This is a genomic window from Bradyrhizobium betae (genome assembly GCF_008932115.1).
Taxonomy (GTDB): Bacteria; Pseudomonadota; Alphaproteobacteria; order Rhizobiales; family Xanthobacteraceae; genus Bradyrhizobium; species Bradyrhizobium betae.
Genome location: NZ_CP044543.1, coordinates 4,616,356 through 4,641,155, shown reverse-complemented (window position 1 = coordinate 4,641,155; position 24,800 = coordinate 4,616,356). Strand labels below are relative to the sequence as shown.

Genomic DNA, 24,800 nt, shown 5'->3' with positions numbered 1-24,800 from the left:
TGGCTAGTCCCGGGTGTCGTCATGCCCGGGCTTGTCCGGGCCATGACGATGTGGAGACGTCAGCGCACCGCCTTACGCCGCCTCAGAACCACCGAGATAGGCGTCGCGGATGCGGGGGTCGTCTTTCAACGCGCGCGCCGGGCCGGAGAGCACGATCTTGCCGGTCTGGAGCACATAAGCCTCGTGCGCGATCTCCAGCGCGAGGCTGGCGTTCTGCTCGACCATGAAGACCGAGACACCCTCCTGGTTGATGGTACGGATCAGCTCCAGCACGCGATCGACATAGAGCGGCGACAGGCCCATGGTCGGCTCGTCCATCACGATCATCCGGGGGCGGCTCATCAGCGCGCGCGCCATCGCCACCATCTGCTGCTCGCCGCCGGAGAGCGAACCGGCGCGCTGCGACAGCCGCTGGCCGAGCTTGGGGAACAGCGTCAGCATCTTGTCGAGATCCTGCGCGATCGCGTCGCGGTCGTTGCGCACGAAGGCGCCCATCAGGATGTTTTCCCGCACGCTCATGTCGGCGAAGAGGCGCCGCGCCTCCGGCACCGAGGCAATGCCGCGACGGACGATCTGCGGCGTGGTCAGCCCCAGCAGCGAGGCGCCATCGAACGTCACATCGCCCGAGCGCGGCTTCACCAGACCGAGGATGATCTTCATCGTGGTCGATTTACCGCTGGCGTTGCCGCCGAGCAGGCAGACGATATGGCCGCGGCCGACCGTGATCGACAGGTCGAAATGCACCTGCGCCTGGCCGTAGAACGTATTGACCTTGGACAGCGCCAGCAGCGGCTCGGATGTGCTCGTCGTCATGCCGCACTCTCCTGCTCCGCGGACCCCGACAGGCCATGGCCGAGATAGGCCTCGATCACCTTGGGATCGACACGCACCACCTCGCCCGGGCCTTCCGCGATCTTCTTGCCCTCGTCCATGACGATGACGCGATCAGAGAGACGCATCACCATCTCCAGCTTGTGTTCGATCAGGAGGATGGTCAGCCCTTCCGCTTTCAATTCGGCGACGAGGCCCTGCATCTCCGTCGTCTCCGTCGGATTCATGCCGGCGGTCGGCTCGTCGAGCAGCAACAGGCGCGGCTGCAGCGCGAGCGCGCGCGCGATTTCGACGCGGCGGCGGTTGGCGTAGGAGAGGCTGTAGGCGGGCTGGTCGATCCGCGGCAGCAGCCGGTCGCCGAAGCGCGCGAGAATGACCTTCACCTCCTCATGCAGCCGCTCTTCCTCGGCCCTGACACTGGCGGGGCGCAGCAGCGCCAAACCGAGCTCGAGCAGCGGGCCGATCAGCGGCACCGCCGGCTTCACCGCGCGCAGCCGCGTATGGGCGCCGATCAGGACGTTGTCCATCACACTGAGATTGCCGAAGACGCGACCGAGCTGGAACGTGCGCGCGATCCCTCCGGCCGCAAGCCGTTCCGGCGACAGACCCGTGATGTCCTGCCCTTCGAAGCGGACCTCGCCGGCGTCTGGCCGGTCGAGCCCGGTGACGAGATTGAACAGCGTGGTCTTGCCGGCGCCGTTCGGGCCGATGATGCTGACGAGCTCGCCCTTGGCGAGGTCGAGATCGATCGCATTGACGGCGGTGAGGCCGCCGAAGCGGCGCGTCAGCCCGCGCAAAGACAGCATGGTCGCGTGCTGCTCCGCCATCACATCGTCCCCAACAGGCCCTGCGGCCTGAAGCGCACCAGCAGCAGGAGCACGATTCCGTAGATCAGGATGCGGTACTCCGCCGCGATCCGGAACATCTCCGGAATGCCGACCAGCGCGACCGATCCAACGATGGCCCCGACGACATTGCCGAGACCGCCGAGGATCACGACCGTCAGCGCCAGGATCGATTGCTGCGTGTTGAAGGTCTCGTGATTGATGTAGGAATAAAGATGCGCGGCGATGCCGCCGCTGACGCCGGCTGCGAAGCCGCCGAAGATGAAGGCCAGCGACTTGTAGCGGTTCAGGCTGAGGCCGTAGGCGCGCGCGGCGATGTCGTCGTCGCGAATGGCGCGAAAGCTGCGGCCGAGATGCGAGCCAAGCAGACGCCCCTGGAGAAGCGCCAGCACGACCATCACCCCGAAACTGAACCAGTAGATCGAGCTCGGGCCGATCAGCTCATAGCCGAACAGCGACAGCGGCGGGATGCCGGATATGCCGATCGGGCCACGCGTGACGCTCTCCCAGTTCAGGATCACCAGCGACACGATCTCGCCGATGGCGAGCGTCGCGATCGACACGTAATGGCCGCGCAGGCGGAACGACGGCGAAATCAACAGCGTGCCGAGCGCGGCGCTCATCAAGCCGCCGCCGATGACGGCGAGGCCGACCGGGACGGCAAAGGACAGCGACAGCAGCGCGGACGTATAGGCGCCGATCGCGAGCAGCGCGGCGTGCCCGAGCGAAACTTGCCCGATCGTGCCCGCCACCAGCGTCAGGCTGAGCGCGAGCATGCCGAGCAGCCAGGCGTTGATCAGGGTCTGGAGCACGTAGAAGGACACCGGGAGCAACGGCAGGATCGCAAAGGCCGCAGCAGCGGCCAGCAGCGCCCAGCGCGGAATCCGCACCGGGCGGCTCGGCGCGATAAAGGTGCCGGTCATCGGCTCGGGCGGCGCCTGCCGTGCGCTGGCGAACAATCCGTTCGGGCGAAGCACCAGCACCAGGACAAGCAGCAGGAACGCGAACAGGTTGCGATAGCTGGTGCCGAACACGGCGACGCCATAGCTCTCCACCAGCCCCAGCAGCAGGCTGCCGATGACCGCGCCGGGCACGTTGCCGGCACCGCCGACCACTTCGGCGACGACACCCTTGAGCGTCGCCTGCAGGCTCATCGCGGTGTCGATCTGGTTGTAGTACATTCCGACCAGCAGGCCGGAGACGCCGCCGAGTGCCGCCGCAATGCCGAACACGGCCTGATTGACGCGGTTGACGTCGACACCCATCTGCATGGCGGCGTCGCGATCCTGCGCCGTGGCACGGATGGCCCAGCCGAGCTTGCTGTAGCGCAGGAACACAAACAGCAGAATCGCGCTGGTGAGGCCGACACCGGCGATGAGCAGATCAAGCGGGCCGATCGTGCCGCCGCCGACCTGGAAGCGCACATCGGGCAACTGGCTAGGCAGCGCGCGCGGATTGGGCGAGAAGGTCAGCATCACCAGCTGATCGAGCACGAAGCTGATGCCGATGGTCGCGAGCAGCGGCGCAATGCGAACGGAGTTCTGCAGCGGACGCAGGCCGAACCGCTCGATGATCAGCCCGACGATGGCGGCGGCCACCGCGACCACGATGATGGTGAGCGGCAGCGGCATATGCAGCTGCACCACCGCGACCCAGCCGATATAGGCGCCGACGAGATAGATCGATCCTTGCGCAAAGTTGATCAGCCGGCTGACGCCGAAGATCAGCGCAAGCCCGACCGCAACGAGGGCGTAGACGTTACCAACGATCAGCCCGTTGATCGTGTAGTCGAGCCAGGAAGACAAGCGATGGTCCCCGCGTGAAAAGAATAGCGGCCGGAGTGACGAAGCGCGATGAGATTGTCGCGCTTCATTTTGTCTTGTGCATGATCTTTTCGGAAAACCACTTCACACTTTTCCGGATCATGCATCCGGCCATCATGTCAGGTCGGCTTGCCGTCCCAGAGCGCGAACTGGCCCTTGCGCACGACGAGTTCGGCGTTCATGGCGCCCTTGACGCGGCGGCTCTCGACGTCGAACGTCGCCGTCCCGAAGATCACGCTCGAGACATCCTTCACTTTCGTGAAGGCGTCGCGGACGGCGCGGCGATCGGTGCCGCCGATCTTCACCACGGCCGCCGCCATGTTCATGGCATCGTAAGCATAGGCATTGAAAGCATCGGGCTCGATCCCGTTGTATTTCTTCTTGAAGCCCGCGATGAATTTCTGCACCTCGGGCCGCGGGTCTTCCGGGAAGTAGCGCGTGCCGACATGGACGTCCTCGACGGCGTCACCGCCGAGCTCCAGGAATTTCGGCGAATAGACCGAGCTTGCGGCGCAGATCACCTGCTTCAGGCCGACCTGGCGGGCCTGGCGCGCGATCAGCGCACCGTCGGAATAATAGGAGATCAGGATCAGTCCATCCGGACTGGAGTCGCGGACGCGCACCAAGGTGGAACGGAAGTCTCGCTCTTCGGCGATGTAGCCTTCGGTAACAGCGATCTCGGCACCGTACTCCTTCGCCGCCTTGACGAAATAGTCGCGGCTGGTGCGGCCCCAATCGGTGTTGAGGTGCAGCACCGCCAGCTTCTTCAGACCGAGGCGCTTCACGGCATAGGCCGCCAGCAGCGGCTGCTCGTCGGCCTGACTCACGGATGTGCTCCACATGAAGTCGCCGCCCTTGGTGAAATCAGGGTGCGAATTGGTGAAGCCGAACTGCACCAGCCCCGCCCGCTGATAGATCGGGGATGCCGCCATCGAAGCCGGGCTGGAGAAGTCGCCGAGCTCCATGACGATGCGGGGATCGGAGACGAACTTCTGGGCGATCGCCACCGACTGGCGCGGGTCGCTCTGGCTGTCCTCGAAATTATAGGCGAGCTTGCGGCCGTTGATGCCGCCCGCGGCGAGGATCTCGTCGAGCGCGAGATCAAAGCCCTGCTTCCATTGCGTGCCATATTGCGCGTTCGGCCCGGTCAAGGGACCGCTGACGCCGAGCAGGATCGGCTCGGAGGTATCAGCGAGGGCGCCGCGCGAGAAGGCGGCTCCCGCCATCATGGCGGCAAGCGAGCCCTTGACCAGGGTACGACGATCGATGTTGCTCATGCTCGGCTCCATCCATTCCATGTTGAAACAAGCAGTTTTGAAAAGAGCAGCAATTTCCATGCCGCCAAGGTTTGCCTATTTCGAGGGCTCGCCGAGCGACAGCATCAGCCGGTTCGCCCAGTTGAAGAACGACGCGCCGTTGATGACATCGACAATCTCGGCATCGTCGAGGCCGGCGCGGCGCAGCTCCTCGATATTGTCGGGGCCGAACGCGATCGGCGTTGCGGCCAGCGCCACCGACGCCTTGACGACGGCGTTCCAGCGCTCGCCGAGATCGACGCCGACGCCCTCGTCGAGCAGGCGCTGCACGTCGTCGCGGCGCTTGGAGTAGGTGCTGGCGAAGCGCGCATGCACGGAAGCACAGTAGATGCAGCCGTTGTAGCGCGAGGTCGCGGCGGCCGCCAGCTCACGCTCGGCGCGCGGCAAGCCGTCGGCGACGTTGTAGAAGATGTCCTTGTCGGTCTTGGTGCGGGCTTCCAGCACCTCGGGATCGCGCACCAGCAGGCGGAAATATTCGGACTTGGCGCGGGAGCGATCGACCAGACCGGCGAAATGCCGCTCGGTCAGCTCGGCCTCCGGCAGCGGGTCGATCCACGACACCCAGCCGAGCTCGTCCTGGGTGAAAGCGACGGGCGGATTGACGGTGTTTGCAGCGCTCATGATGCGGTCTCCTTACGCGCCGGCCACAGCGTTCGCGGTACGCCCAAGCGAGGCACCGAGCACGCGCAGACCTGTGACGACGCGCACCTGGAACGACAGGAACGCAACGAGTTGAGAGAACGTGACGATGCCCGTTTCCGACCAGCCGGCGGCCAGCAGCGCCTTCATGTCGGCGGCCGCCGCATCGCGCGGGCGGAACACCAGGAGGTGCGCATGTTCCAGCGCCGCGACGAGTCGCGCGCCAAGCACCGGCTTCCGATCCGCGCTGACGCGGTAGATCAAGCCGGTCTTGTCCTCGGCCGACAACGGGCCGGCCGGATAGGCGCCGTACGGGCCCGATGTCTTGCCGCGCGCGATCTCGGCCTTGATCGCCTCGAGCAGCGCCGCTCCATCCGCAGTCGCCGCGAGCTTATCGCGATAGAAGGCCGCCACGGGAGACTCGCCATGGAGGCCGATCACGAAGGCTGCGACGGCGGCACGCTCGACAAGCGAAAAATCGCCGGCGTCGATCGGCTCGAACAGCGACAGATAGCTCTTCTGCGCGTTGTCGCGAGCCTGTACGCGCTTCGCGCGGATGGCATCCAGAGCCGAGCCCGGCTCGATCCCGGCCAGCGTGTCGATGATATCTTTCGTACTCATCCTTGAGCCTCGTGCAACACGATCACATTCATTTCGACTAGCCCGCCAGGGCGACGTCGGCGGCAGCCGCCCGGGTCCAGCCCAGCGCCGGCGCGACCTTCTCCGCGACCAGCTCGATCGAGCGCAGGACGTAGGGGTGCGGCGCATCGACCGAATGCACCTGGAAGACCAGATCGGTCACGCGCTCCAGTGTTGCGTCGGCGCGGAGCGAAGCGATGACGTGGTCGGCGTCGCCGACATGGGTGTCGAACGCGGTGATCATCTCCTCCAGCGTCTCGCCCGGGGGCAGGTGACCGCCCTTCATGAACTGCGGCAGCGCGCGCCGCAGCCCGATATCCGCGAGCCGCATCGCCTCGGCATGGTCGTCGGCGACGAACACGCTGCGCGAGGCCATGATGCGCGGTTCGCATCCCGGCGGCAGCGCGGCGAGATAGGCGTCGATCACCGGATTCTGGATCTCGGCGAGCGTGGCCTTTGGCGCCTCCTTCGTGCGAGGCTGGGTGCGCGACAGCAAGAGGCCGTCGCCGGCCTTGCCGGCACGCGCGCCGCCGGCGACCGAGAAGGTCGCCTGCCAGATCCGCTTGTCCAATTGGGGCCGCTGCGGATAGAGCATATCGCCGCCGGTAAGCGGCTTGCCGACCAGCGCGGTGCGGACCACGTCCAGATTGCGGGCAAAGATCTCGTTGCGCTGGGCGCCGTCGAGGCCGAAGGCGGCGAAGGCCGACGGGTTGCCGCCGGTGCCGACGCCGAGCTCGAAGCGGCCGTTGCAGAGCAGATCGAGCACCGCGGCGTCCTCCGCCACCCTCACCGCGCTCTCCAGCGGCAAGACGACGATGCCGGTGCCGAGGCGAATGCGCGAGGTTCGGGCTGCGACGTAGCCGAGGAAGGTGAAGGGCGACGGCAATCCGCCCTCGCGCTCATGGAAATGGTGTTGCGCGATCCACGCGGAATCGAGGCCCGCCTTCTCGGCGCGCATGATCTGCTCGGCCGCAAAGCGATATCGCTCGGCGGGCGGCGCGTCGTCGAGTAGCCGTGTGAAGAACCCCAGTCGTTTCAGATTTGCGAAGCGTTTCATACGATCCCTGTCGGGCGAGGATTGCCGGGCCCCCGATGATGTCGGTTGCCGCGGCTCCACACAAGCGGACATTGCGCAAGGCTACTACGCAGGGCCAGTACGCAAGGCTGCCCGTTGGGACCGCCCTGTGCTGGGCCTTGGCTGGGCAGATTGCCTACCAGCTCGGCAACACCGCGCCCTTGAACTTGGTCAGGACGAACTCCTTGACCTCCGGGGTGTGATAGCTGTCGACGAGGATCCTGACCCAGGGCTTGTCCTTGTCGGCCGTGCGAATGGCGATGAGGTTGACGTAGGGGCCCTTCGGGTCCTCGCGTAGGATCGGATCCTTGACCAGGTCGAGCCCCGCCTGGGTTGCATAATTGGTGTTGATCGCGGCGGCGTCGACATCGTCGAGCGCGCGCGGTGCCTGCGCCGCGTCGACTTCGACGAATTTCAGCTTCCTGGGATTTTCGGTGACGTCGAGCACCGTCGGCTTGAAGCCGACACCGTCCTTCAGCTTGATCACGCCCTTGTCACGCAGCAGCAGCAGCACGCGGCCGCCATTGGTCGGATCGTTCGGGATCGAGACCTTGCCGCCCTCGGGGATGTCAGCGAAGGCCTTGTGCTTCTTCGAATAGACGCCGATCGGGAAGTTCACGGTCAGGCCGACGGCCTCGATCTTGTAGCCGCGGTCGGCTTTCTGGTTGTCGAGATAAGGCTGGTTCTGGAACGAATTGGCCTGGATCTCGCCGGCATCGAGCGCGGCGTTCGGCACGACGTAGTCGGAGAACTCGATGAGCTGGATGTCGAGGCCCTGCCTGGCCGCGATCGGCTTCACGGCCTCGAAGATCTGGGCATGCGGCCCCGGCGTCACGCCGATCTTGATGGTCTCGGCTGCGGCTGCGGCCGACCAGGCGGCGAGCACGGATGCGAGGATCAGAGCGGGGCGCAACGACATCTTGGTCTCCATGAATCTGCGGCAATGATTGGAACCGTATTCGCTTCTCCGCAGGGTGAAATCAATGAAATGGAAATCCATATTGGCCGCGCGAGGCGAGCGACACCTTCTCCATTCGGCGCCAAACGTGAAACGAATTCACGGCGGGCAAGCCGCCTTCCGCAAGCGTGAGCCGCGTCACGGCAAGACGGCTTCCGGCGCGCGAGACTGGCGGCAGGTCCAGCACGGAGTTCAGCCATGATCGCCCTCGCAGCCTCCAGGCTCGCAAACCGCAACCGCCTCGAATGTCTTGCGCTCTACGCGCTGCTCCAGGGCGTTCCGTTCTATTCCGGCGTCGCGCTGATGATAATGCTGATCGACGCATCGGAATTCGCCGACCAGCGCTATGGCGCAGCCATTTTCATTGCGATGACATCGACCCTCCATGCCCTGGTGAATCCGTGGCTCGGGCCAAAGTTTCCGCACTTCTTCAGGCACAGCCATGAGCCGCTGTTCGCCGATCCGGCGCTGTCCTTCGCCGAGAAGGTTTCGCGCTGGCTGGCGCAGCCGAAGACGGCGCTGCAATTGCTGACCAACTTGCTGCTGCTGTCGATGCTGGCGGTCGGCGTTGCCAGCATCCGGTGATGCACTCGATCTCGCGCGGCTCATCTGTGGCAATTTCCCGGCTGCTGCAATCAAACTCCGGCCGGAGCAACATCGCGAAACTTGAAGCCTCTGCGCGTGGCGGGTTAGCGTCCTGTCGCGGCCTTAGAACTTCCCCAAGTTCACCGAGTTCGCACTGGATCGCCGCCTGAACGTTTCAGGCGGCGATCCAGCACTCACCGCGCTGCACGACGCTGGTTCCGTCATCCTGAGGCGCGAGTGGCGCAATGCAGATGCATTGCGATGCGAGCCTCGAAGGATGAACGGCCGGGATGCAGCCGGGCCGGCGACCTCCGAGGCTTGCCCTGCGGCTGCGCCGCAGCGCGCGCACCTCAGGATGACGGTGATGGAGCTGCGCGCCCCTGCGGCGTTTCACCGCAAGAACTCCGTTCAAACTCGGCAATCCTGTCTTTGACTCCACGCCATCGAACGTCCTGGATGAGTGTGCACGGTACTTGCATGCTGGTGACGACTTTTCTTTGAGAAGGTGGAGGTCATCCGATGGACGAGAACGACATTCGCGGCCTGGTCGCGGGAGTGAAGCAGGGGACGCTGTCGCGACGCTCGTTCATCCGGACACTGGCTGCGGTGGGGATCACGGCGCCGATCGCGAGCCAGATCCTGCTCTGGAACGACGTCGCGATGGCGGACGCCACGCTCGACTACAAGCCGACCAAGGCCGGCGGCGGCGGCCCGCTCAAGATCCTGATCTGGCAGGCGCCCACGCTGCTCAATCCGCATTTCGCCGTCGGCACCAAGGATCAGGTCGCCTCCCGCATCTTCTTCGAGCCGCTTGCCGGCTGGGACAGGGAGGGCAACCTCTTCCCCTGCCTCGCCGCCGAGGTTCCGACCAAGGCGAATGGCGGCCTTGCGGCTGACGGCACCAGCGTGACCTGGAAGCTGAAGCAGGGCGTGAGATGGCATGACGGCAAGCCGTTCACCGCCGACGACGTCGTCTTCACCTGGACCTACGCTTCGGATCTCGCCACCGCCGCCTACTCCACGGGCTCCTACAAGGACATCACGGTCGAGAAGATCGACGACCACACCGTGAAGGTGATCTTCAAGGACCCGACCCCGTTCTGGGCCGACCCGTTCGTCGGCTCGGTCGGGCAGATCCTGCCGAAGCATCTGTTCGGCGACTATGCCGGCGCCAAGTCGCGCGATGCGCCGGGCAATCTGAAGCCGGTCGGCACCGGTCCCTACAGGTTCGTCGAGTTCAAGCCCGGCGACCTGATCAAGGCCGAGCGCAACCCCGACTACCACGTCAAGAACCAGCCGCATTTCGACACACTCGAGGTCAAGGGCGGCGGCGACGCCGTCTCCGCGGCGCGCGCGGTGCTGCAGACCGGCGAATACGACTTTGCCTGGAACCTGCTGGTGGAGGACGAGGTCCTCAAGCGCATGGAGACCAGCGGCAAGGGCCGGATCGACGTCCAGCCCTCCGGCAACGTCGAGTTCATGATCCTCAACACCACGGACCCCTGGACCGAAATCGACGGCGAGCGGTCCAGCGCCAAGAGCAAGCATCCCTCGCTGTCCGATCCGGCCGTCCGCAAGGCGATCAACCTGTTGATCGATCGCGACTCGATCCAGAAATACATCTACGGCCGCGGCGGCACCGCCACCGCGAGCTTCGTCAACGAGCCCAAGCGCTTCAAATCGGGCAAGCTCGCCTACGAGTTCAACGTCGACAAGGCGAACAAGATTCTGGACGAGGCCGGCTGGAAGATGGGCGCGGACGGCATCCGCGAGAAGGACGGCAAGAAGCTCAAATACGTCTTCCAGACCTCGACCAACGCGCCGCGCCAGAAGACGCAGGCCATCATCAAGCAGGCCTGCCAGAAGGCCGGCATCGAGCTCGAGCTCAAATCGGTCACCGCATCGGTGTTCTTCTCCTCGGACGTCGGCAACCCCGACACCTACACGAAATTCTACTGCGACATGGAGATGTACGCCACGACGCAGCCGCAGCCCGACCCCGAGCGTTTCCTGAACCAGTGCGTCTCCTGGGAGATCGCGACCAAGGACAACAAATGGCTCGGCCGCAACGTCTCGCGCTGGTCCGATCCGGAGGCCGACAAGGCCTACAAGGCCGCGCAGAAGGAGCTCGATCCGGTCAAGCGCGCCGCGCTGCTGATCAAGGTCAACGAGATCTTCTGCGAGGCCAACATCCTCGTGCCGCTGCTCTCGCGCACCAATGTCGGCGGCTGCCTCAACAACCTCATGGCCGACCTCTCGGGCTGGGACGTGACGACGTGGAATCTGGGGAGCTGGTATCGGAGCTGAGGGCGCGCGCGGGATCGCGACGAAGGCAGTCACGTGTCGCGGATCTGCAGCGCACCGCTGAAGAAGCGCTGCGCTGCGTCCGGGGCACGGGAGTGGCGTGTGTCGCTCGCAATGACGGAGCAAGGTGCACAGTCGCCATTCTCCAACTCGCATATCAAGCTTGCGGACACACCTTCGCATTCTCGCGGCGCATTTCGCCCGAGCCTTGCCTGGTCACTCCACCCTCCAATCCAAGAGGGCGCAGGGAAGGCCGGGTGCTGACCTCGCACCCGCGGTCCGCTGCGCGAATAAAGCGCAAAGGAGACCGCACAGCAGCATACAGGTGGTGCCAATCACTCGGCCTTCCCTGCGCAGTGGGTTGACGGCTTATGCCGTGCTCTCCCGGGAGCCGAACTTTCCTTCTGGCCTCCCTCGCCCTCGCGAATTGACGATGCCGTCCGCCCGGTTGGGCTCGCAAACACCTCCGCAAGAGCTTGACCGTAGCAACGACGGCCAGGACCACACGGTTTTGCCGTACGCACGGCCCGCCATGTCGCCGCAGTTTTCCCGGCCCCGTCGACGAAGCCGGAAACTTACAGACGAGACGAACCTGACAGCGCCGCTCGTCCGCAGGCGGCCGCGAGCTCACAGGGACTACCCGCCCTGCCCGCACCTCTCATGCCGACGCTGCCGCGTCCACCGCAAGCCCGGCTCGCGACAGTGACGACACGAGATCGCCCCTCAAGGATGAGCCGGGATGGGCGAGATGTACGTCATTTCCGAATTTCGGTAAAGTGGAATATTTCTGCGGAGAGGGGTTGACGAGGCAGGGAAACAGGACGGGGATTTGTCCACGGGACTGACCGTCGCCACAATTCGCAGGATCATCCGACCAGCCATCGCCCCTTGTGGATATCGAACTTGACCGAGCCTTCGTCTCGCATTTTCAACAGAAGAGACTGGCAAGCTTCCTCGTTCGCGACATTGGCGCGCCTCATGATCTCGTAGACTTTGAGCGGCTTCTCTCGAAGCGCATTCAGGATATTTTCCCGGTCATTCAGCACGACGAAACTCCCTCTGCCAGCAAGCGCGCGAGATCACTGAAAGTACGACAACTGCTCTTCCGTCACGACTCGCTCGACGTTCCCCGACTTGCTCTTGATGCGATATCGAAGACGTCCGTCTGCCTCGATGGGCATACATTGAACGATGGTGTAAATCGTGGCTGGATCAATTGCCGCACGTCCTTGTGGACCCTGGGGCTGGTGGCGAACGTCTTCATTCAGCTTGTAGGCATATGACATGGGCTTACCTCTCAAGTCATCTCCGGCTGCTCTAGCGCAGAGCATGCCGTGACGCAATGTAACCATTGCCCCTCCCGCCCGGACTCGTCGGGGCGCTTGCCCGTGGGGCTGGACACCCTTTGCTTTGGAGGTCGCCGCCCGCGCAACGAGCGGCTATGATGGTTCCCGGGAATCATCTGGATGCTTCTGGAACAAGTCGCAGGTGCAGGGATCGAGCAATGACCAAACGGAAACGCTCCGCCGAGCAACAGGTCGCGGATGAAGCGGAGCGAAAGGCACAAAATCCAAACGGCGCGCGGCAAACGATAGCGGACAGTCAGGCCGATCCGGAGTTTCAGGAAAACCACAAGCGTCTCAGGGCGGAGCGCCTGGCGCGGGATGCCGGGACGACAAGCAAGAACTGACCCGACTTTCGCGAAGCGTTTGGATCGAGAACGGGCTGGAGATGCCAAGATGCATCGCAAGCAGATGCGGGCCTTGTTAAGAGGTCATCGATCGCAACCACCGGGGCCTCACGGAAACCAATGGTCAGCGGCCGTGCTGGCCAGCATCGTAACGTTTCTGATTACGGTGTTTGGCTTCGGCATCTCGGCATTTGGATTTTGGGCAAATCTCCGACAGACTGACGATCTGCGAGTCCTCATCACCTCCTCTACGCCGCTCATCACAACTGAGAGCGACCGCATTGGGTTTACGCAGCCGATTGATCTGACCTACATCAATTCAGGAAATCGGCAGGCTCGCATTAGCAATCTTGGCCTGGTTGCGCTCAAATACAACGACACCAGGACTCCGACGGACGACAGCTGCGACGAAGGCGAACCGGACACGAAGATCTATCCACGGTTTGATTTTTCATCAATCACAATCAAGCCCGGTGAAATCATAGACCTTCGCGGTCTCAAATATGCTTTTGGCCTCCTGAGCAAACCACTCGGAGAACAAGGAATCGTATTCCCGAATATTTTTCGGCTTACAGCAAACGACTCGCTGCTTGTCTGCTTGCAGCAAAGAGTCGTCACTCCGGATAGCTATGTGGTGTCGCTGAGCAAAGCGCTGTGGTTGCTGAGATCACGCGACGGAGATTTGAGATTTCTCTTCGACCAGGGGAAGCCGATGGTGGTGAAGAAGACGATCACTTATTTTGATTAGTACGTAGGATGGGCAGAGCGAAGCGAAACCCATCGAAGTCCCGCCTCATAACAAGTCTGATGGGTTTCGCAAGCGCTCTACCCATCCTACGCGCTATCCATTTGGGCGATCGGGTAAGTTATGAATTTTTAGATCGGAGACTGGACAATTGATCGCGAGTGGTCGCGTCGATGCACGGTGCAGAGCAACCTTTTAGGAAAGACGAGATGTTCGATCTCGAGCGCGCAACACGAGCTTCGATCAAAGACTGCAAGTTGCTTATCAAAAAATATAACGACACCGCGGATCTCCGCGTCTTGGAGGCCGCAATTAGCTACGCCGAGGCAGCACTACCTGAGAATGACAAACTTAAGATGGTCCTCGCCTTCGAGGTGAGCCTAGATGGCTCTTCTGACGCCTCAGGCCGGTAGACATCGCTGGCCGCCGGGCGTGAGGTCGATGTCCACGGTCAGGCGGCGGATTTCTCAGTCGCGCCTTCGGTCGGCATCTGAGTGCGACCGAAGGCTGCCAGCACGCGCTTCACCGCATTGCGCATGGCGTTGTCCGAAATCGTCACGCGAAAGCGAGCCGGATTCCGCGGATAAGGGCACTGATCGGCAAGTCGCGCTTTCCCATCGCGAACGGAAGCGTGGGTAACGAAGCACGAAGCTGGAGGTCAGGAGATACGTTCCCCGACTCTCTCAGAAGGGAGGCCCAAGCGTTGTAACCGGCCTCGCCCAAGTTCTCGCCGTACCGATGAATCAATCTATCGCAAAGATCCTCGATGGCCGCGGCGGCCGTACGTCGGACGGCTTCGGAGAGCGTGCTGAATAGCACCAGGTTTGCTGAAATTCGTTGCGTGGGCGCACCGTTTGGCGTCGCCAGATGCACCAGTTGCCGAGGCGTTACGATGCCGTGCGCTTCCTCGATCACCGACGCTAGACTCCTACACTCCTATCTCTGCATGAAGCAGCCGCTTGCCTCCATCTCGCAAAAGGCATTTATTCTGTTCCAGCGCGGCAATCAGATTGTCGATCTGCATTTTCGTATGACAGGCATTTAGTTGAATGCGGATGCGCGCTGAACCGAGAGGAACAGCGGGGAATTTGATGGCATCAACGTGGATGCCCATTTTGCGCAAAATGGATGAAAGTCGAACGGCCGCCATCTCGTCGCGAACGAGAAGAGGCACGATCGGCGTGGATCTCGACACAACCGCACAACATAATTCATCGAGCTTCGAAAGCAGATAACGCTGATTGGCCCACAAACGAACACGCCGCTCCGGCTCATCGGCGACTATATCCATCGCAGTCTCAACGGCCGCAATTTGGTCTGGTGGCATCGCTGAGGTGAATCCGTGAGCCGGAGAAACAAGGCGAAGGACTTCGATAATGTGAGGACTAGCAGCTACAAAGCCCCCTATGGCGCCGTAAGCTTTGCTCAGCGTTCCCATATAGATGATCCGATCGCTAACGATTCCGAAATGCTCGAGCACTCCTTGTCCGGAGCGACCAAGCACGCCTGTCCCATGCGCGTCATCTACGTAAAGAAACGCATCGTACCGGTCTGCGAGACTGAGAAGCTCAGGGATCGGCGCTATGTCGCCGTCCTGACTGAACACTCCATCAGTTACGATGATCTTGTTCGTTGCCGTACTCTTTCGGAGGCTCCGCTCAAGGTGATCAAGGTCTAGGTGGCGATAACTGAAGCGAGAGGCTCCAGAAGCCCGAATCCCCTCTTTAATGCTCACGTGATTAAACTGATCGCTAAAATAGGCATAGCTGGCAACAGATGAAGGATCGTAGCCGAGTGCTCTCGCGTAGAGAGTCGCCCGGGGTAACGTCGATAGCGCTCCCAGATTTGCTAGATAACCTGTAGCAAACAGCAGAGCCTTCGGCAGTCCCTTTGAAATCGCCAGTCGGTCTTCGAGGTCAGAGTATATGCTGAGGTTTCCGGAGAGGAGGCGCGACTCGCAGTTTCCGACGCCATATCGATCAATCGCATCCTTTGCGGCAGCCTTGATGCGAGCACACGCAGCGATACCTAAATAGTTGTTGGTGCTAAAAGAAACGAGAGGCCCGGAAGACGTAGCAAACTCCGGCGTCGGCAGCGAGAGCACTTCCATGCCTACGTAGGCTGACCTCTCTCCGTACCATGCGACTAGATTTGCTAAATCTTCCAAAGGTTTACCCAGCCCTCTCTACGATCAAACCGGCTTAACGGAGATGATAGGGAGCTGTCAACCAAGCTGACAACCAGCCACTTATTCCGCATGATCCGGGCAAGCATTTTTGCCAATCGAGTGCTTGCTCGCGAGGCGCTTGCGCTGGACTCCGTGTGGCTGGGCATCCCGGGGAACGCTACCGAAAATCGGCAGCGACAGTGAGGCGCCCCTTCTTAGCGAGGCCCGGAAACGGAGGCGAATCTAAATCGGGCCTCGCAGCCACCTAATCCCCTGGGCGGGAACAGTGACCGGGAGCAATGTATCATATTCAACTGACGCTCGCCTGACTTCCGTTGACCGAAGCTAGGTAGCGCTGATCTCCGGGTAGTGTGGTAAGAGGTCTAGCTCGCCGGGTGGGAAGATGCCTCCTCGCCCAACTCCTCAGCCACATGCGATAGCCCTGCCTTAACTGGGGATCCGCGTCTAAAATTGCGGGTCGATTTGCAGGCAGCCTCAGAATGGGAACGGCAATTCGCGGGCTCCGAGACTGTCAAATCCGACGCCTGTTGCGGGGCCAGCGCGGTAGTGACCATTGTAATACCCAAGAGCGGGGCGGCCGACTGCCGGTGACGGACAGCCGAGGTGGGGGCGATCGGCCAGCAGTGGCGGCCGGTGTTCGCGGTAGCGCGTTGGCCAGCAGTTGCAGTTCTGGTCGCACACCATCCGCACTTCGACGATCGGGGGCAGATCGGCCTGATTGACGATTGGGCCGCTGGCCGCGAGCAACGCGAGGTGAACGGCACCGAGGAACAGATTGACCATGTCGGGCTCCGGAGGCGCTAGTCTATCGGGTTGGCGTTAGTGAAGTTGTCCAGAGATCCTTAAGGCGCTCACAGTCGAACGAGAAGTTATCGCCCCGGCGAAGGGTGGTCTGCCAGGGCGCGCTCTTCACGAAAGTCGAGATGGCAGATGGGCCGTGCGGATAGGTGATGCGCACAGTGGCTTTCAGCAACCAGTCGCCGACCAGCGCATAGGGCAGCTCTTCGGAAGAGAGAACCTCCATATGGCAGCGCGATGACGTCGCAGCGCCGGCGCTCACCGTCGACAGCAATGTGAACGCAAGGGCGGCTGTCCGGACACTTCCATAGTTCATTGCGAGCTTTCTGCTGAAGGAAGCGGGACGTTTAGGCACTGGGGCATGACGGGCTGGTCAGCTTGTGGTAAGATTCTATCCGGCGCTGGATGACATCAATGCGGTTGCTCGGTCTTGTTCTGCGGACGCTCTTCCTTCTGGTGGTGATTGTCGTCACCTTTCGTGTTGCTACTCCCCAGAACGAGAGCTTCTGGACGGCCTACGACACCCCGTCCGACATGTTCCGATTCATACTAGGCGTGATGGTCTGCGGATTCATCGGCTTCCAGATATTCCTGTATCCGAAGAATCCGGCCGAGATGGGCAAATGGGTTCCGATCGGACTGGCGCTGGTGCCGCTCGCGCTGCTGTGCGCGCTGGTGATCTGGTAGGCGATCCCTAGGCGAGGTGGCTGCATCATCTCGTCTCGCTCACCCGGATAGGCGCGGCGGGAGGGTCCGCCAAGACGCAAGCGCGCCAATCCGTCGTGGTGCAATGGGCCGGCCAGCCGCCGCCGAGTGCCAGGAACAGGGCCGCCGTGTCCGACAGGCGCGTCGCCACCGCCTGCACGCGTGCGATCGCGGCATTCAGGTAGACTTGCTGCGCGTTCAGCACGATGACCTGATTGACCTGGCCGAGCACGAGCTGCTTCTGGATGATATCGAGGCTGGCCTTGGCGGCGTTCTCCGCCTTGATCGCCGCCTGGACGGAGCGCGCGTCCGCCTGCAGGCTGCGCACGGCATCGGCGACGTTCTGGAACGCGGTGACTACCGTCTGGCGGTATTGCGCGTTGGCCTGCTCGAGCGCGGCCTCGGCGGCTTTCTGCTTGTGGTACAGCGTGAAGCCATCGAACAAGGTCTGCGTCGCGCTACCGACGACCGAATAGAACAACGTCCCCGGCGTGAAAAGATCGGCCAGCGCGAACGCGGTGCTGCCGGGATTGGCTGTGATGGTGAAGTTCGGTAGCCGCGCGGCGATCGCGACACCGACCAGGGCGCTGGCCGAATGCATGTTCGCTTCCGCCGCCCGCACGTCGGGGCGCTGCGCCACCATCGTGCTCGGCAGGCTCACCGGCAGATTGGCCGGCAAAGTGAGATTTTGCAGGTTGAACTTTTGCAGGATCTCGTCTGCGGAGAACTGCCCGGCCAATGCGGTGAGGAGATCGCGCTGTACGGCGAGCTGCTTCTGCAGCGGCGGCAGGGTCTGCTCGGACTGCGCGAGCGTAGCTTCCTGCGCCAGCACGTCGACCTGGGCTGCCTGGCCGGCATTGAACTGGTTCTTGAGGATGGCGAGAATGTCGCGCTCGATCTTGATGATGCGCTCGATGGCGGCGATCTGGCCGCGCAACGAGGCTTCCTGGATCGCGGCCGTCACCACGTTGGCGGTGAGCGTCAGATAAGCCGCCTCGAGCTGGAATTTGGTCTGCTCGGTGAGTGCATCCAGGCTCTCGACGTTGCGGACGTTCTGACCCCAGACATCAGGCACGAAGCTGATGTTGAGCTGGGCGGTGTACAATGTGTAGCGCGACTGCGGCGTGTTGCCGGGGCCCGAGACGTCGTTCGAGACCAGCTGGTCGGAGGGCGTGAAGTTCGCCCCCACTTGCGGGAAGAACAGGCCGCGCTGCGCCAGCGCGTTGAAATTGGCCACCCTGATCGAGGCCTCGGCCGCCTGCAGTGAGGGATTATGCTCCACCGACAGGCGGATCAGCTCGTTGAGCGGCGTGGACCGGAAGGCTGCCCACCAGCGTGTCGGGATATCGGCACCATCGACGAAGCGTTGCCGCGGCACGCCCGGTCCGCCAGCGTAGCTGCGCGGTGAGGCGGTCGGCTCCGGCGTGTAGCGGGTGACATCGGGAGCAGGCGGCGGGCTGAAGTTCGGGCCTACCGCGCAGCTCGCAAGCCAGAGGCTCGCGCCGCCGGTGACGAGGCCGCGGGTAAGGATGGCTGTCACGCGACGCATTCAGCCGCCCTCCTGAGGCGCCGCTTCGGGCGGCGGCGATGCCGCCGGATGGTCCTCCTCCGACGGCGCCCGCTCACGCGACAGGTAGATCTTGCGCAGGGCCGGTGCGACGACGAGCAGAAGCAGCGGACCGATGAACATGCCGCCGACCACGACGGTCGCCAATGGCCGCTGCACCTGGCTGCCGATACCGTGCGACAGCGCCGCCGGGAATAGGCCGACGCCGGCCGACAGCGCGGTCATCAGCATCGGCCGCATGCGCTGTTCCGCGCCATTGAAGACAGCATCGGTGATGCTCATGCCGGTCGCCCTCAGCTCGCGGAAATAAGTGATGTTGAGGATGCCGTCCATCACCGCGACGCCAAACAGCGAGATGAAGCCGATCGCGGCCGAGATGCTGAAATCGAGGCCAGCCAGAAAAAGAGCAATCAGGCCGCCGCCGACGGCGAAGGGAATGCCGGCAAGCGCCAGCAAGCTGTCGCGCACCGAGTTGAACAGGCTGTAGAGTAGCACGAAGATCAGCAGCAGCGTTATCGGCACCACGATCATGAGGCGCGCCTTTGCCGCCTCGAGATTGTCGAACTCGCCGGACCAGATGATGCGGTAGCCGGTCGGAAGCTGCACGGCATCCGCGACGCGCTGCTGCGCCTCCGCAACTGTGGAGCCGAGATCGCGACCGCGCACGCTGAACTTGATCGGGATGTAGCGCTGGCTCCTCTCGCGATAGATGAAGAGCGCGCCGGTATCGAGCGAGATGTTGGCAAGCTCGCTTAGGGGAATGTAGGCGTTGGTGCCCGACGGTGTCGCATAGGCGACTTTCAGGCTTTTGATCTCGTCGATGTTCTGACGGAATCTGGGATCGAGGCGTACGGCAACGCCGAAGGTGCGATCGCCCTCCAGCACGTTGGTGGCAACCGAGCCGCCGAGCGCGGCCTGAACCACCGTGGTGACATCGCCGGTGTTCAACCCGTAACGGGCGGCCTTCTCCCTGTTGACCTTGATGTTGAGATTGGGCTGGCCGACAAGATGGAAGATGCCGAGATCGGCAACGCCGTTGACGTTGCGCATCACTTCCATCACCTTCGTCGCGGTCTGCTCCAGCACGTCGAGATTGGGGCCGATGACCTTGACCGAGTTGGCGCCCTTCACGCCTGACAGCGCCTCCTCAACGTTGTCCTGGATGTACTGGGAGAAGTTGACGGTGATCCCGGGCAGCTCGTCGTCGAACTCCTTCTGCAACTCCTCGGTCAGCTTCTCCTTGGTCAGGCCGGGCGGCCATTCGTCGAATGCCTTGATCGGCGCGAACAGTTCGACGTTGGAGAAGGGCGAGGCGTCGCTGCCGTTGTCGGGCCGGCCGTGCTGCGAGACCACGGTGACGATTTCAGGATGACGCAGCAGGATTTCGCGCATCTTCCGGGTCGCCTCCGTGCCGGCGTCGAGCGAGATCGTCGGCGGCATCGCTGCGCGGATCCAGAAATTGCCTTCCTCGAGCGCGGGCAGGAACTCGCTGCCGAGCCGGCTTGCCGCAAGCCCGGAGAGGGCGAGGAAGACGACACCCGCGGTCACCGCGAGCCTGACACGACCGAGCGCCCAGTGCAGGACCGGCGTGTAGGCCCTACGCAAGGCCCGCACGATCACGGTCTCGGTCTCCTCGATGTGCTCGGGCAGCAGCAGCGAAGCGAGCACCGGAGTAATGGTGAAGGTCGCCAGAAGCGCGCCGGCGAGCGCATAACCATAGGTGCGCGCCATCGGGCCGAAGATCTGGCCTTCGACGCCCTGCATCGTGAACAGCGGCACGAAGGCGGTCACCGTGATCGCGGCGGTGAAGAACACGGCCTTGTCGACCTGCAACGCGCTGACGAAGATCATCCTGAGCCGCTCGGTCCAGCGCGCGGCCGACGGCTGGCCGTGGGTCGGCGCGGTCGGATCCGTTCCGTAGTAGCCTTCGGACAGGTTCTGCAGCACGCGGGCACGGGCCTCGGGGCTTGACTGGAAATTGCGGAAAATGTTCTCCATGATGATGACGGCGGAATCGACGATGATGCCGAAATCCACCGCACCGAGCGACAGCAGGTTCGCATCCTCGCCTTGAAGCACCAGGATGATGATGGCGAAGAACAGCGCGAACGGGATGTTGGCGGCAACGATCAGCGCGCTGCGCAGATTGCCCAGGAACACCCACTGGATCACGAACACCAGCAGGCAGCCGAAGACGAGGTTATGCAGCACCGTATGCGTGGTGACGCCGACCAGGGCGCTGCGGTCGTAATAGGGGACGATCCTGACGCCCGGCGGCAGGGTTCCGTCGCTGTTGATCTTGGCGACCTCTTCCTCGACCTTCGGAATGATGTCGTTGGTATGCTGGGTCCGTCCCATCACGACAATGGCGGCGGCGATGTCGTCATCCTTGTCCTTGCCGGCGATGCCTAGTCGCGGGACGTAGCCGATCGTCACCCTGGCGACGTTCTTGATCTGGATCGGCAGCCCATTCTGCTGGGTCAGGACGATGTTCTCGATGTCCTGCACCCGGTAGCCCTTGGTGACGTCGTCGGCGCCGCCGGAATCGATCAGGCCGATGCCGCGAATGTTGACCGACTGCTGCCCGATCGCGATCTCGCGGCCGCCGACATTGGCGTTGGAGTTGCCGAGCGCGGAGACAAGCTGGGGTACCGTGATGTTGTAGGATTCGAGCTTCGACAGGTCGGCATCGACGTTGAACTGCTTGGTGGTGCCGCCCCAGGCATTGATTTGCACCACGCCGGGAATGGTCATCAGCCGCCGCGTGACGACGTAATCCTGCAAGGTGCGCAGGTTCGTCAGGCCGAAATTCGGCGGCCCGACCAGCCGGTAGCGGTAGATTTCGCCGACCAGGCTCGATTGCTGGATGGTCGGCACAAGATTGCCGGGCAGCTGGATGTTCTGCTGGATGCTGTTGGCGGCCTGCGTCAGCGCGAAATAGTAATCGACGCCGTAGCGGAAGGTGACGCGGACGAAGGACAGACCATAGAACGAGGTCGAGCGGATGTTGACGACGCCAGGTGTCGGATAGAGGCCGACCTCCATCGGGATCGTGTAGTATTTCTCCATCTCCTCGGCGGAGAGTCCCGGGGCCTGCGCGGTGATCTCCAGGATGACAGGCGCCGGATTGGGGTAGGCTTCGATATTCAGCTTGCTGAAGGCGGCAAGGCCTGCGGCGCAGAACACGATGAGGCCGAGCACGACGATCGCACTACGGGTCAGACCAAACTGGAGAAGACTCTTGATCAAGATCGCACACTTGCACTGAGCGGCAGTTGAGGGGAATTTACGACAGGATCAGCCTGTGGCCGCGATGGCGAACTTATTGCTGAGGAAGATCGCGCCTGACGAGGCGACCAAGTCTCCGGCGTTCAGGCCTTCGAGGATCTGGCGCCAGCCATTCTGCTCCAGCCCCACCTTCACCGCACGCCTCTGAAAGCGGTGCCGGTCGGTGGTGACCCAGACTGTCATGGAACCGTCACCTTCGCGGACGACCGCGTCGGAGGGGACCGCAACTGCCGCTTTCGGCCCGTCGATCTCGATGGAGAAGGTGGCCAGCATGCCGGCGCGAAGCTTGTGACTTGGATCTTCGATCACAGAACGAACGAGCTGGCGGTGCGTGCCGGGGTCGATGTTGACCCCGAGCGTCGTCACAGTGCCGCGAAACACCTCGTCCGGATAGGCCGGCACCGTGACGGCCACCGGCTGGCCGAGCCGGTAGGCGGGAGCGTCGGTTTCGATGACGTTGGCGATCATCCACATGGTGGAGAGATCGGCGAGCGTGTAAGGTGCCGGTGCGTTCGCCGGCTGGACATAGAGGCCGGGAGCTGCGCTGCGGGCCACGATCTGGCCCGAGATGGGGCTAGGCACGCGCAGGATCGAATCGACCTTGCGATCGGCGAGGATGCGGTCGACCTCTTCCTCGGTCTTGCCGAAAATACGCACGGCATCGCGGGCCGCCTTGTAGTTGCCTTCCGCGGTCTGCTGATCGGAGGTCGCCTGATCGACGTCCTTTTGCGCGCCGCCGCCCGTCTTCAAGAGCTGCTTCACGCGATTGAGCGTGCGAGTTTGCAGCTCAAGCACGCCGGCCGCCGCCAACAGGGAGGATTCGGACTGGAGAAGGTCGGGACTGTCGATCGTGAACAGGGTCTGTCCCTTCGTCACGGAGTCACCGACGTTCAAGGTCGCGTCGACGATTCTCCCCGCGTTGGTCGTGAACGCCTGAACCAGCATGTTCTGGTTGAAGTCGATCGAGCCGACCGCGTTCTTGACGACGCGGAAACTGCGTTCCTCCGCTGCCTGAATCTTCAACCCGCCGGCCTGCTTCTCGCTGATATCGACGGTCTGCTGCGCGACATCGACGTCGCTCGGGGCCGCCGCTGGTGCCGCTGCCTTGGCGGAGCGCAACCCGCCGGTGTGCGTCAGGAGCCAAGCGCCGCCGGCGATGACGGCCACGGCAGCAATGCCGGCCGTCAATCCGGCATGCTTGATGCGAAATGCCATCACAGAGCCCCGTTCTACCCGCTTCAGATGTGCGTCGTCCGGATCTGTCGGATCACTGCGCAGGCTGCGCTGCGTGAGGCGATTGGGACGGACGAAATCTTGTTAACAAGCCCAACTGACGTCAACCTTACTGCGTTGTGACGCCAGTATTGCAACGGGTCAGTACTAGCGGCCTATTTATCTGTTTTTCGATGAGGTGACCGGTCGATATAAATACACAAATGATAGCGCCGGATGCGCGCCGGCGTTCGATTGATCAAAAAGCCGGTGGATTGCATAGCGGCTTTGCCTGCGCCGTAATCAATTCGAATTGATCTACGCGCACCTGCACTTCGGATTTCGCCCCCACAGGGTTAATCGCAGCAAGAGAAGCCCTAGACGAACCCGCGCTGAAGTCGTGCGTCTTTGATGTCGTCGATCGCGCGGCGCTAACGATCCTCTTTCGAGTGCGAGGCCCTTTCGATGATCTGGGCGATGACCGAAACGATCGCGGCCACAGCTGCAACGGCGGCCTGCCGGGATTGGGTCCCAAGGTCCGGGGCGGCATAGGAACCGCCATTCCAGGCGAACAGTCCGAGGGACATGGCGAGATCTAGTGCGAGTATACCAGCGATGAAAGCCGCAACGAAGGCAATCCAGCGTGCGGCCCTACGGTTCGTGGGACTGGATCGAAGCGACGTGGTTCAACTCCGGATCTGTGAAGGCCGGTCGGGGCAGGTGCTTGTGCGCCGGCAACTCCGCTGATGGTATCGGCGGCGATCCAGATTATGTTAACAAGATCATCTGACGCCGGCCTTACGGTGCCTCGGCAAATCGGCGCTCCCATTCGCATCGAATGGGAGTGGCAATACGGGTAACAGTGCCTGCCCAACTGGATTTGTCGGAATTCTCCAGAAATGCGCCTTCTGATCGTCGAGGACAATGCCGAGCTGTCGCAGCTCGTTGCCAGCGTACTGGCCGGCGGCGGGCTATGAGAGCGAGATCGTCGGCGCGAGGCGGTGCTTAATATCAGCCGTGCCGCGATGATCTTGAATTCGGCCGGCCCACGGCGACGACTGTCGGTGCTGCGCGAATTGCGCCGTCAGATGGAGCCGCTACCGGCGCTGACCGCGCGGGGCAGTTTGCAGGAGCGCGTCAACGGCCCTGCGCAGCGGCGCCCACGACTATCTGGCCGAGCCGTTCCGAGGTGATAGAATCTACCCGTTTTTAGAGGAAATGGCGGGGATCAGGCCACGCGCCATCAAGAACAAAACTCCGAACTCATATCGGGTTGGACGCCAACGGCCAGCAACTTTCGCACAATCTGGTCGCTCGGCAGAGCTATCGCGGTCCAAACCATGAGAAGAACGCCAAGCCTACGACCGCGAGAAACGCACCTTCGTGCCAGCGATTGAGGCCGGGGCCGAGTAGCCTTTCACGCTTCGTGTACGCCGTCCACAATACTACTGCAGCAAACAAGAGGCAGAGGGCGCCCACCGCTTGTACTGACGTGTCCCCGGACCAAAGCACAGAAAGGATCAGCACGATTGTCAATCGGAAGGCCAACCGAGCCAATGTAGCGGCGGACTGATGGCCTTTGGCAAGCATAG

Annotated in this window: 23 protein-coding genes; 6 read left to right on the top strand and 17 right to left on the bottom strand. The window is 62.7% G+C overall.

What is annotated here, in order from left to right; translation table 11 throughout:
* Window positions 1–72: 72 nt before the first annotated feature.
* From F8237_RS22200 to F8237_RS22165, 8 genes are all read right to left on the bottom strand, one after another.
* A complete protein-coding gene (locus F8237_RS22200; protein WP_151647895.1) occupies window positions 73–813 on the bottom strand; it encodes an ABC transporter ATP-binding protein in 741 nt (246 codons plus the stop codon).
* Complete coding sequence (locus F8237_RS22195; protein WP_162006163.1) at window positions 810–1,658, bottom strand: ABC transporter ATP-binding protein; 849 nt, start codon at window positions 1,656–1,658, stop codon at window positions 810–812. Before F8237_RS22195 ends, F8237_RS22200 begins: the two co-directional genes overlap by 4 nt.
* Window positions 1,658–3,481 (bottom strand): ABC transporter permease, encoded by a 1,824-nt coding sequence (locus F8237_RS22190; protein WP_151647891.1) that lies wholly within the window; start codon window positions 3,479–3,481, stop codon window positions 1,658–1,660. The genes F8237_RS22195 and F8237_RS22190 overlap by 1 nt, the downstream gene beginning before the upstream one ends.
* A 137-nt stretch (window positions 3,482–3,618) precedes the next feature.
* Window positions 3,619–4,776 (bottom strand): ABC transporter substrate-binding protein, encoded by a 1,158-nt coding sequence (locus tag F8237_RS22185; RefSeq protein WP_151647889.1) that lies wholly within the window; start codon window positions 4,774–4,776, stop codon window positions 3,619–3,621.
* Between the two features lie 75 nt (window positions 4,777–4,851).
* Complete coding sequence (locus F8237_RS22180) at window positions 4,852–5,436, bottom strand: alkylhydroperoxidase domain protein (protein WP_151647886.1); 585 nt, start codon at window positions 5,434–5,436, stop codon at window positions 4,852–4,854.
* A gap of 12 nt (window positions 5,437–5,448) precedes the next feature.
* Window positions 5,449–6,075 carry a CMD domain protein gene (locus tag F8237_RS22175; protein WP_151647884.1) on the bottom strand — a complete coding sequence of 209 codons (627 nt, stop codon included), beginning with the start codon at window positions 6,073–6,075 and terminating at the stop codon, window positions 5,449–5,451.
* Window positions 6,076–6,112: 37 nt separating this feature from the next.
* Window positions 6,113–7,150, bottom strand: coding sequence for a putative FMN-dependent luciferase-like monooxygenase (locus F8237_RS22170; protein WP_151647882.1), 1,038 nt, complete (start codon window positions 7,148–7,150; stop codon window positions 6,113–6,115).
* A gap of 154 nt (window positions 7,151–7,304) precedes the next feature.
* Window positions 7,305–8,099: a MetQ/NlpA family ABC transporter substrate-binding protein gene (locus F8237_RS22165; protein ID WP_151647880.1), complete on the bottom strand. Its 795-nt coding sequence runs from the start codon at window positions 8,097–8,099 to the stop codon at window positions 7,305–7,307.
* Between the two features lie 225 nt (window positions 8,100–8,324).
* Between F8237_RS22165 and F8237_RS22160 the strand changes: the two genes are divergently transcribed.
* Together F8237_RS22160 and F8237_RS22155 are read left to right on the top strand one after the other, a co-directional pair.
* Window positions 8,325–8,711, top strand: a complete 387-nt coding sequence (locus F8237_RS22160; RefSeq protein WP_151647878.1) for a hypothetical protein — start codon at window positions 8,325–8,327, stop codon at window positions 8,709–8,711.
* 519 nt (window positions 8,712–9,230) lie between these two features.
* Window positions 9,231–11,018 (top strand): peptide ABC transporter substrate-binding protein, encoded by a 1,788-nt coding sequence (locus F8237_RS22155; RefSeq protein WP_151647876.1) that lies wholly within the window; start codon window positions 9,231–9,233, stop codon window positions 11,016–11,018.
* A gap of 863 nt (window positions 11,019–11,881) precedes the next feature.
* Here F8237_RS22155 and F8237_RS36430 read toward each other — a convergent pair.
* Window positions 11,882–12,061: a hypothetical protein gene (locus tag F8237_RS36430; RefSeq protein ID WP_151647874.1), complete on the bottom strand. Its 180-nt coding sequence runs from the start codon at window positions 12,059–12,061 to the stop codon at window positions 11,882–11,884.
* A gap of 458 nt (window positions 12,062–12,519) precedes the next feature.
* On the opposite strand from F8237_RS36430, the gene F8237_RS22135 reads away from it, so the two are divergent.
* The 3 genes from F8237_RS22135 to F8237_RS22125 all read left to right on the top strand — a co-directional run bounded on the left by F8237_RS22135 (window position 12,520) and on the right by F8237_RS22125 (window position 13,863).
* The gene (locus tag F8237_RS22135; protein WP_151647870.1) at window positions 12,520–12,705 is read left to right on the top strand and encodes a hypothetical protein; all 186 of its coding nucleotides are present in this window, start codon (window positions 12,520–12,522) and stop codon (window positions 12,703–12,705) included.
* Window positions 12,706–12,754: 49 nt separating this feature from the next.
* Window positions 12,755–13,453, top strand: coding sequence for a hypothetical protein (locus F8237_RS22130; RefSeq protein ID WP_151647868.1), 699 nt, complete (start codon window positions 12,755–12,757; stop codon window positions 13,451–13,453).
* A 206-nt stretch (window positions 13,454–13,659) separates the two neighbouring features.
* Window positions 13,660–13,863: a hypothetical protein gene (locus F8237_RS22125; RefSeq protein WP_151647867.1), complete on the top strand. Its 204-nt coding sequence runs from the start codon at window positions 13,660–13,662 to the stop codon at window positions 13,861–13,863.
* Between the two features lie 142 nt (window positions 13,864–14,005).
* Here the strand turns inward: F8237_RS22125 and F8237_RS22120 are convergent, their stop codons facing one another.
* The 4 genes from F8237_RS22120 to F8237_RS22105 all read right to left on the bottom strand — a co-directional run bounded on the left by F8237_RS22120 (window position 14,006) and on the right by F8237_RS22105 (window position 16,752).
* Window positions 14,006–14,365 (bottom strand): hypothetical protein, encoded by a 360-nt coding sequence (locus F8237_RS22120; protein ID WP_151647865.1) that lies wholly within the window; start codon window positions 14,363–14,365, stop codon window positions 14,006–14,008.
* A 13-nt stretch (window positions 14,366–14,378) separates the two neighbouring features.
* Complete coding sequence (locus tag F8237_RS22115) at window positions 14,379–15,560, bottom strand: aminotransferase class I/II-fold pyridoxal phosphate-dependent enzyme (protein WP_151647863.1); 1,182 nt, start codon at window positions 15,558–15,560, stop codon at window positions 14,379–14,381.
* A 552-nt stretch (window positions 15,561–16,112) separates the two neighbouring features.
* The gene (locus F8237_RS22110; RefSeq protein ID WP_151647861.1) at window positions 16,113–16,421 is read right to left on the bottom strand and encodes a hypothetical protein; all 309 of its coding nucleotides are present in this window, start codon (window positions 16,419–16,421) and stop codon (window positions 16,113–16,115) included.
* A 22-nt stretch (window positions 16,422–16,443) separates the two neighbouring features.
* Complete coding sequence (locus F8237_RS22105) at window positions 16,444–16,752, bottom strand: hypothetical protein (protein ID WP_151647859.1); 309 nt, start codon at window positions 16,750–16,752, stop codon at window positions 16,444–16,446.
* Window positions 16,753–16,850: 98 nt separating this feature from the next.
* On the opposite strand from F8237_RS22105, the gene F8237_RS22100 reads away from it, so the two are divergent.
* Window positions 16,851–17,123: a hypothetical protein gene (locus F8237_RS22100; protein WP_151647858.1), complete on the top strand. Its 273-nt coding sequence runs from the start codon at window positions 16,851–16,853 to the stop codon at window positions 17,121–17,123.
* Between the two features lie 25 nt (window positions 17,124–17,148).
* Here the strand turns inward: F8237_RS22100 and F8237_RS22095 are convergent, their stop codons facing one another.
* From F8237_RS22095 to psaM, 4 genes are all read right to left on the bottom strand, one after another.
* On the bottom strand, window positions 17,149–18,690 hold the full coding sequence (locus F8237_RS22095; protein ID WP_151647857.1) for an efflux transporter outer membrane subunit: 1,542 nt from the start codon (window positions 18,688–18,690) through the stop codon (window positions 17,149–17,151).
* Complete coding sequence (locus F8237_RS22090) at window positions 18,691–21,957, bottom strand: efflux RND transporter permease subunit (protein ID WP_151647855.1); 3,267 nt, start codon at window positions 21,955–21,957, stop codon at window positions 18,691–18,693. It abuts the gene before it with no gap.
* Window positions 21,958–22,005: 48 nt separating this feature from the next.
* Window positions 22,006–23,211, bottom strand: coding sequence for an efflux RND transporter periplasmic adaptor subunit (locus F8237_RS22085; RefSeq protein WP_151647853.1), 1,206 nt, complete (start codon window positions 23,209–23,211; stop codon window positions 22,006–22,008).
* Between the two features lie 428 nt (window positions 23,212–23,639).
* Window positions 23,640–23,846, bottom strand: coding sequence for a photosystem I reaction center subunit XII (gene psaM / locus F8237_RS37475; protein WP_151650631.1), 207 nt, complete (start codon window positions 23,844–23,846; stop codon window positions 23,640–23,642).
* Window positions 23,847–24,800: the final 954 nt, after the last annotated feature.

Coding starts and splice junctions, on each gene's coding strand:
- F8237_RS22200 (WP_151647895.1), bottom strand. CDS start 813: ATGACGACGAGCACATCCGAGCCGCTGCTGGCGCTGTCCAAGGTCAAT.
- F8237_RS22195 (WP_162006163.1), bottom strand. CDS start 1,658: ATGGCGGAGCAGCACGCGACCATGCTGTCTTTGCGCGGGCTGACGCGC.
- F8237_RS22185 (WP_151647889.1), bottom strand. CDS start 4,776: ATGAGCAACATCGATCGTCGTACCCTGGTCAAGGGCTCGCTTGCCGCC.
- F8237_RS22180 (WP_151647886.1), bottom strand. CDS start 5,436: ATGAGCGCTGCAAACACCGTCAATCCGCCCGTCGCTTTCACCCAGGAC.
- F8237_RS22175 (WP_151647884.1), bottom strand. CDS start 6,075: ATGAGTACGAAAGATATCATCGACACGCTGGCCGGGATCGAGCCGGGC.
- F8237_RS22170 (WP_151647882.1), bottom strand. CDS start 7,150: ATGAAACGCTTCGCAAATCTGAAACGACTGGGGTTCTTCACACGGCTA.
- F8237_RS22165 (WP_151647880.1), bottom strand. CDS start 8,099: ATGGAGACCAAGATGTCGTTGCGCCCCGCTCTGATCCTCGCATCCGTG.
- F8237_RS22160 (WP_151647878.1), top strand. CDS start 8,325: ATGATCGCCCTCGCAGCCTCCAGGCTCGCAAACCGCAACCGCCTCGAA.
- F8237_RS22155 (WP_151647876.1), top strand. CDS start 9,231: ATGGACGAGAACGACATTCGCGGCCTGGTCGCGGGAGTGAAGCAGGGG.
- F8237_RS22135 (WP_151647870.1), top strand. CDS start 12,520: ATGACCAAACGGAAACGCTCCGCCGAGCAACAGGTCGCGGATGAAGCG.
- F8237_RS22130 (WP_151647868.1), top strand. CDS start 12,755: ATGCATCGCAAGCAGATGCGGGCCTTGTTAAGAGGTCATCGATCGCAA.
- F8237_RS22125 (WP_151647867.1), top strand. CDS start 13,660: ATGTTCGATCTCGAGCGCGCAACACGAGCTTCGATCAAAGACTGCAAG.
- F8237_RS22115 (WP_151647863.1), bottom strand. CDS start 15,560: ATGGAAGTGCTCTCGCTGCCGACGCCGGAGTTTGCTACGTCTTCCGGG.
- F8237_RS22110 (WP_151647861.1), bottom strand. CDS start 16,421: ATGGTCAATCTGTTCCTCGGTGCCGTTCACCTCGCGTTGCTCGCGGCC.
- F8237_RS22105 (WP_151647859.1), bottom strand. CDS start 16,752: ATGAACTATGGAAGTGTCCGGACAGCCGCCCTTGCGTTCACATTGCTG.
- F8237_RS22100 (WP_151647858.1), top strand. CDS start 16,851: ATGCGGTTGCTCGGTCTTGTTCTGCGGACGCTCTTCCTTCTGGTGGTG.
- F8237_RS22095 (WP_151647857.1), bottom strand. CDS start 18,690: ATGCGTCGCGTGACAGCCATCCTTACCCGCGGCCTCGTCACCGGCGGC.
- F8237_RS22085 (WP_151647853.1), bottom strand. CDS start 23,211: ATGGCATTTCGCATCAAGCATGCCGGATTGACGGCCGGCATTGCTGCC.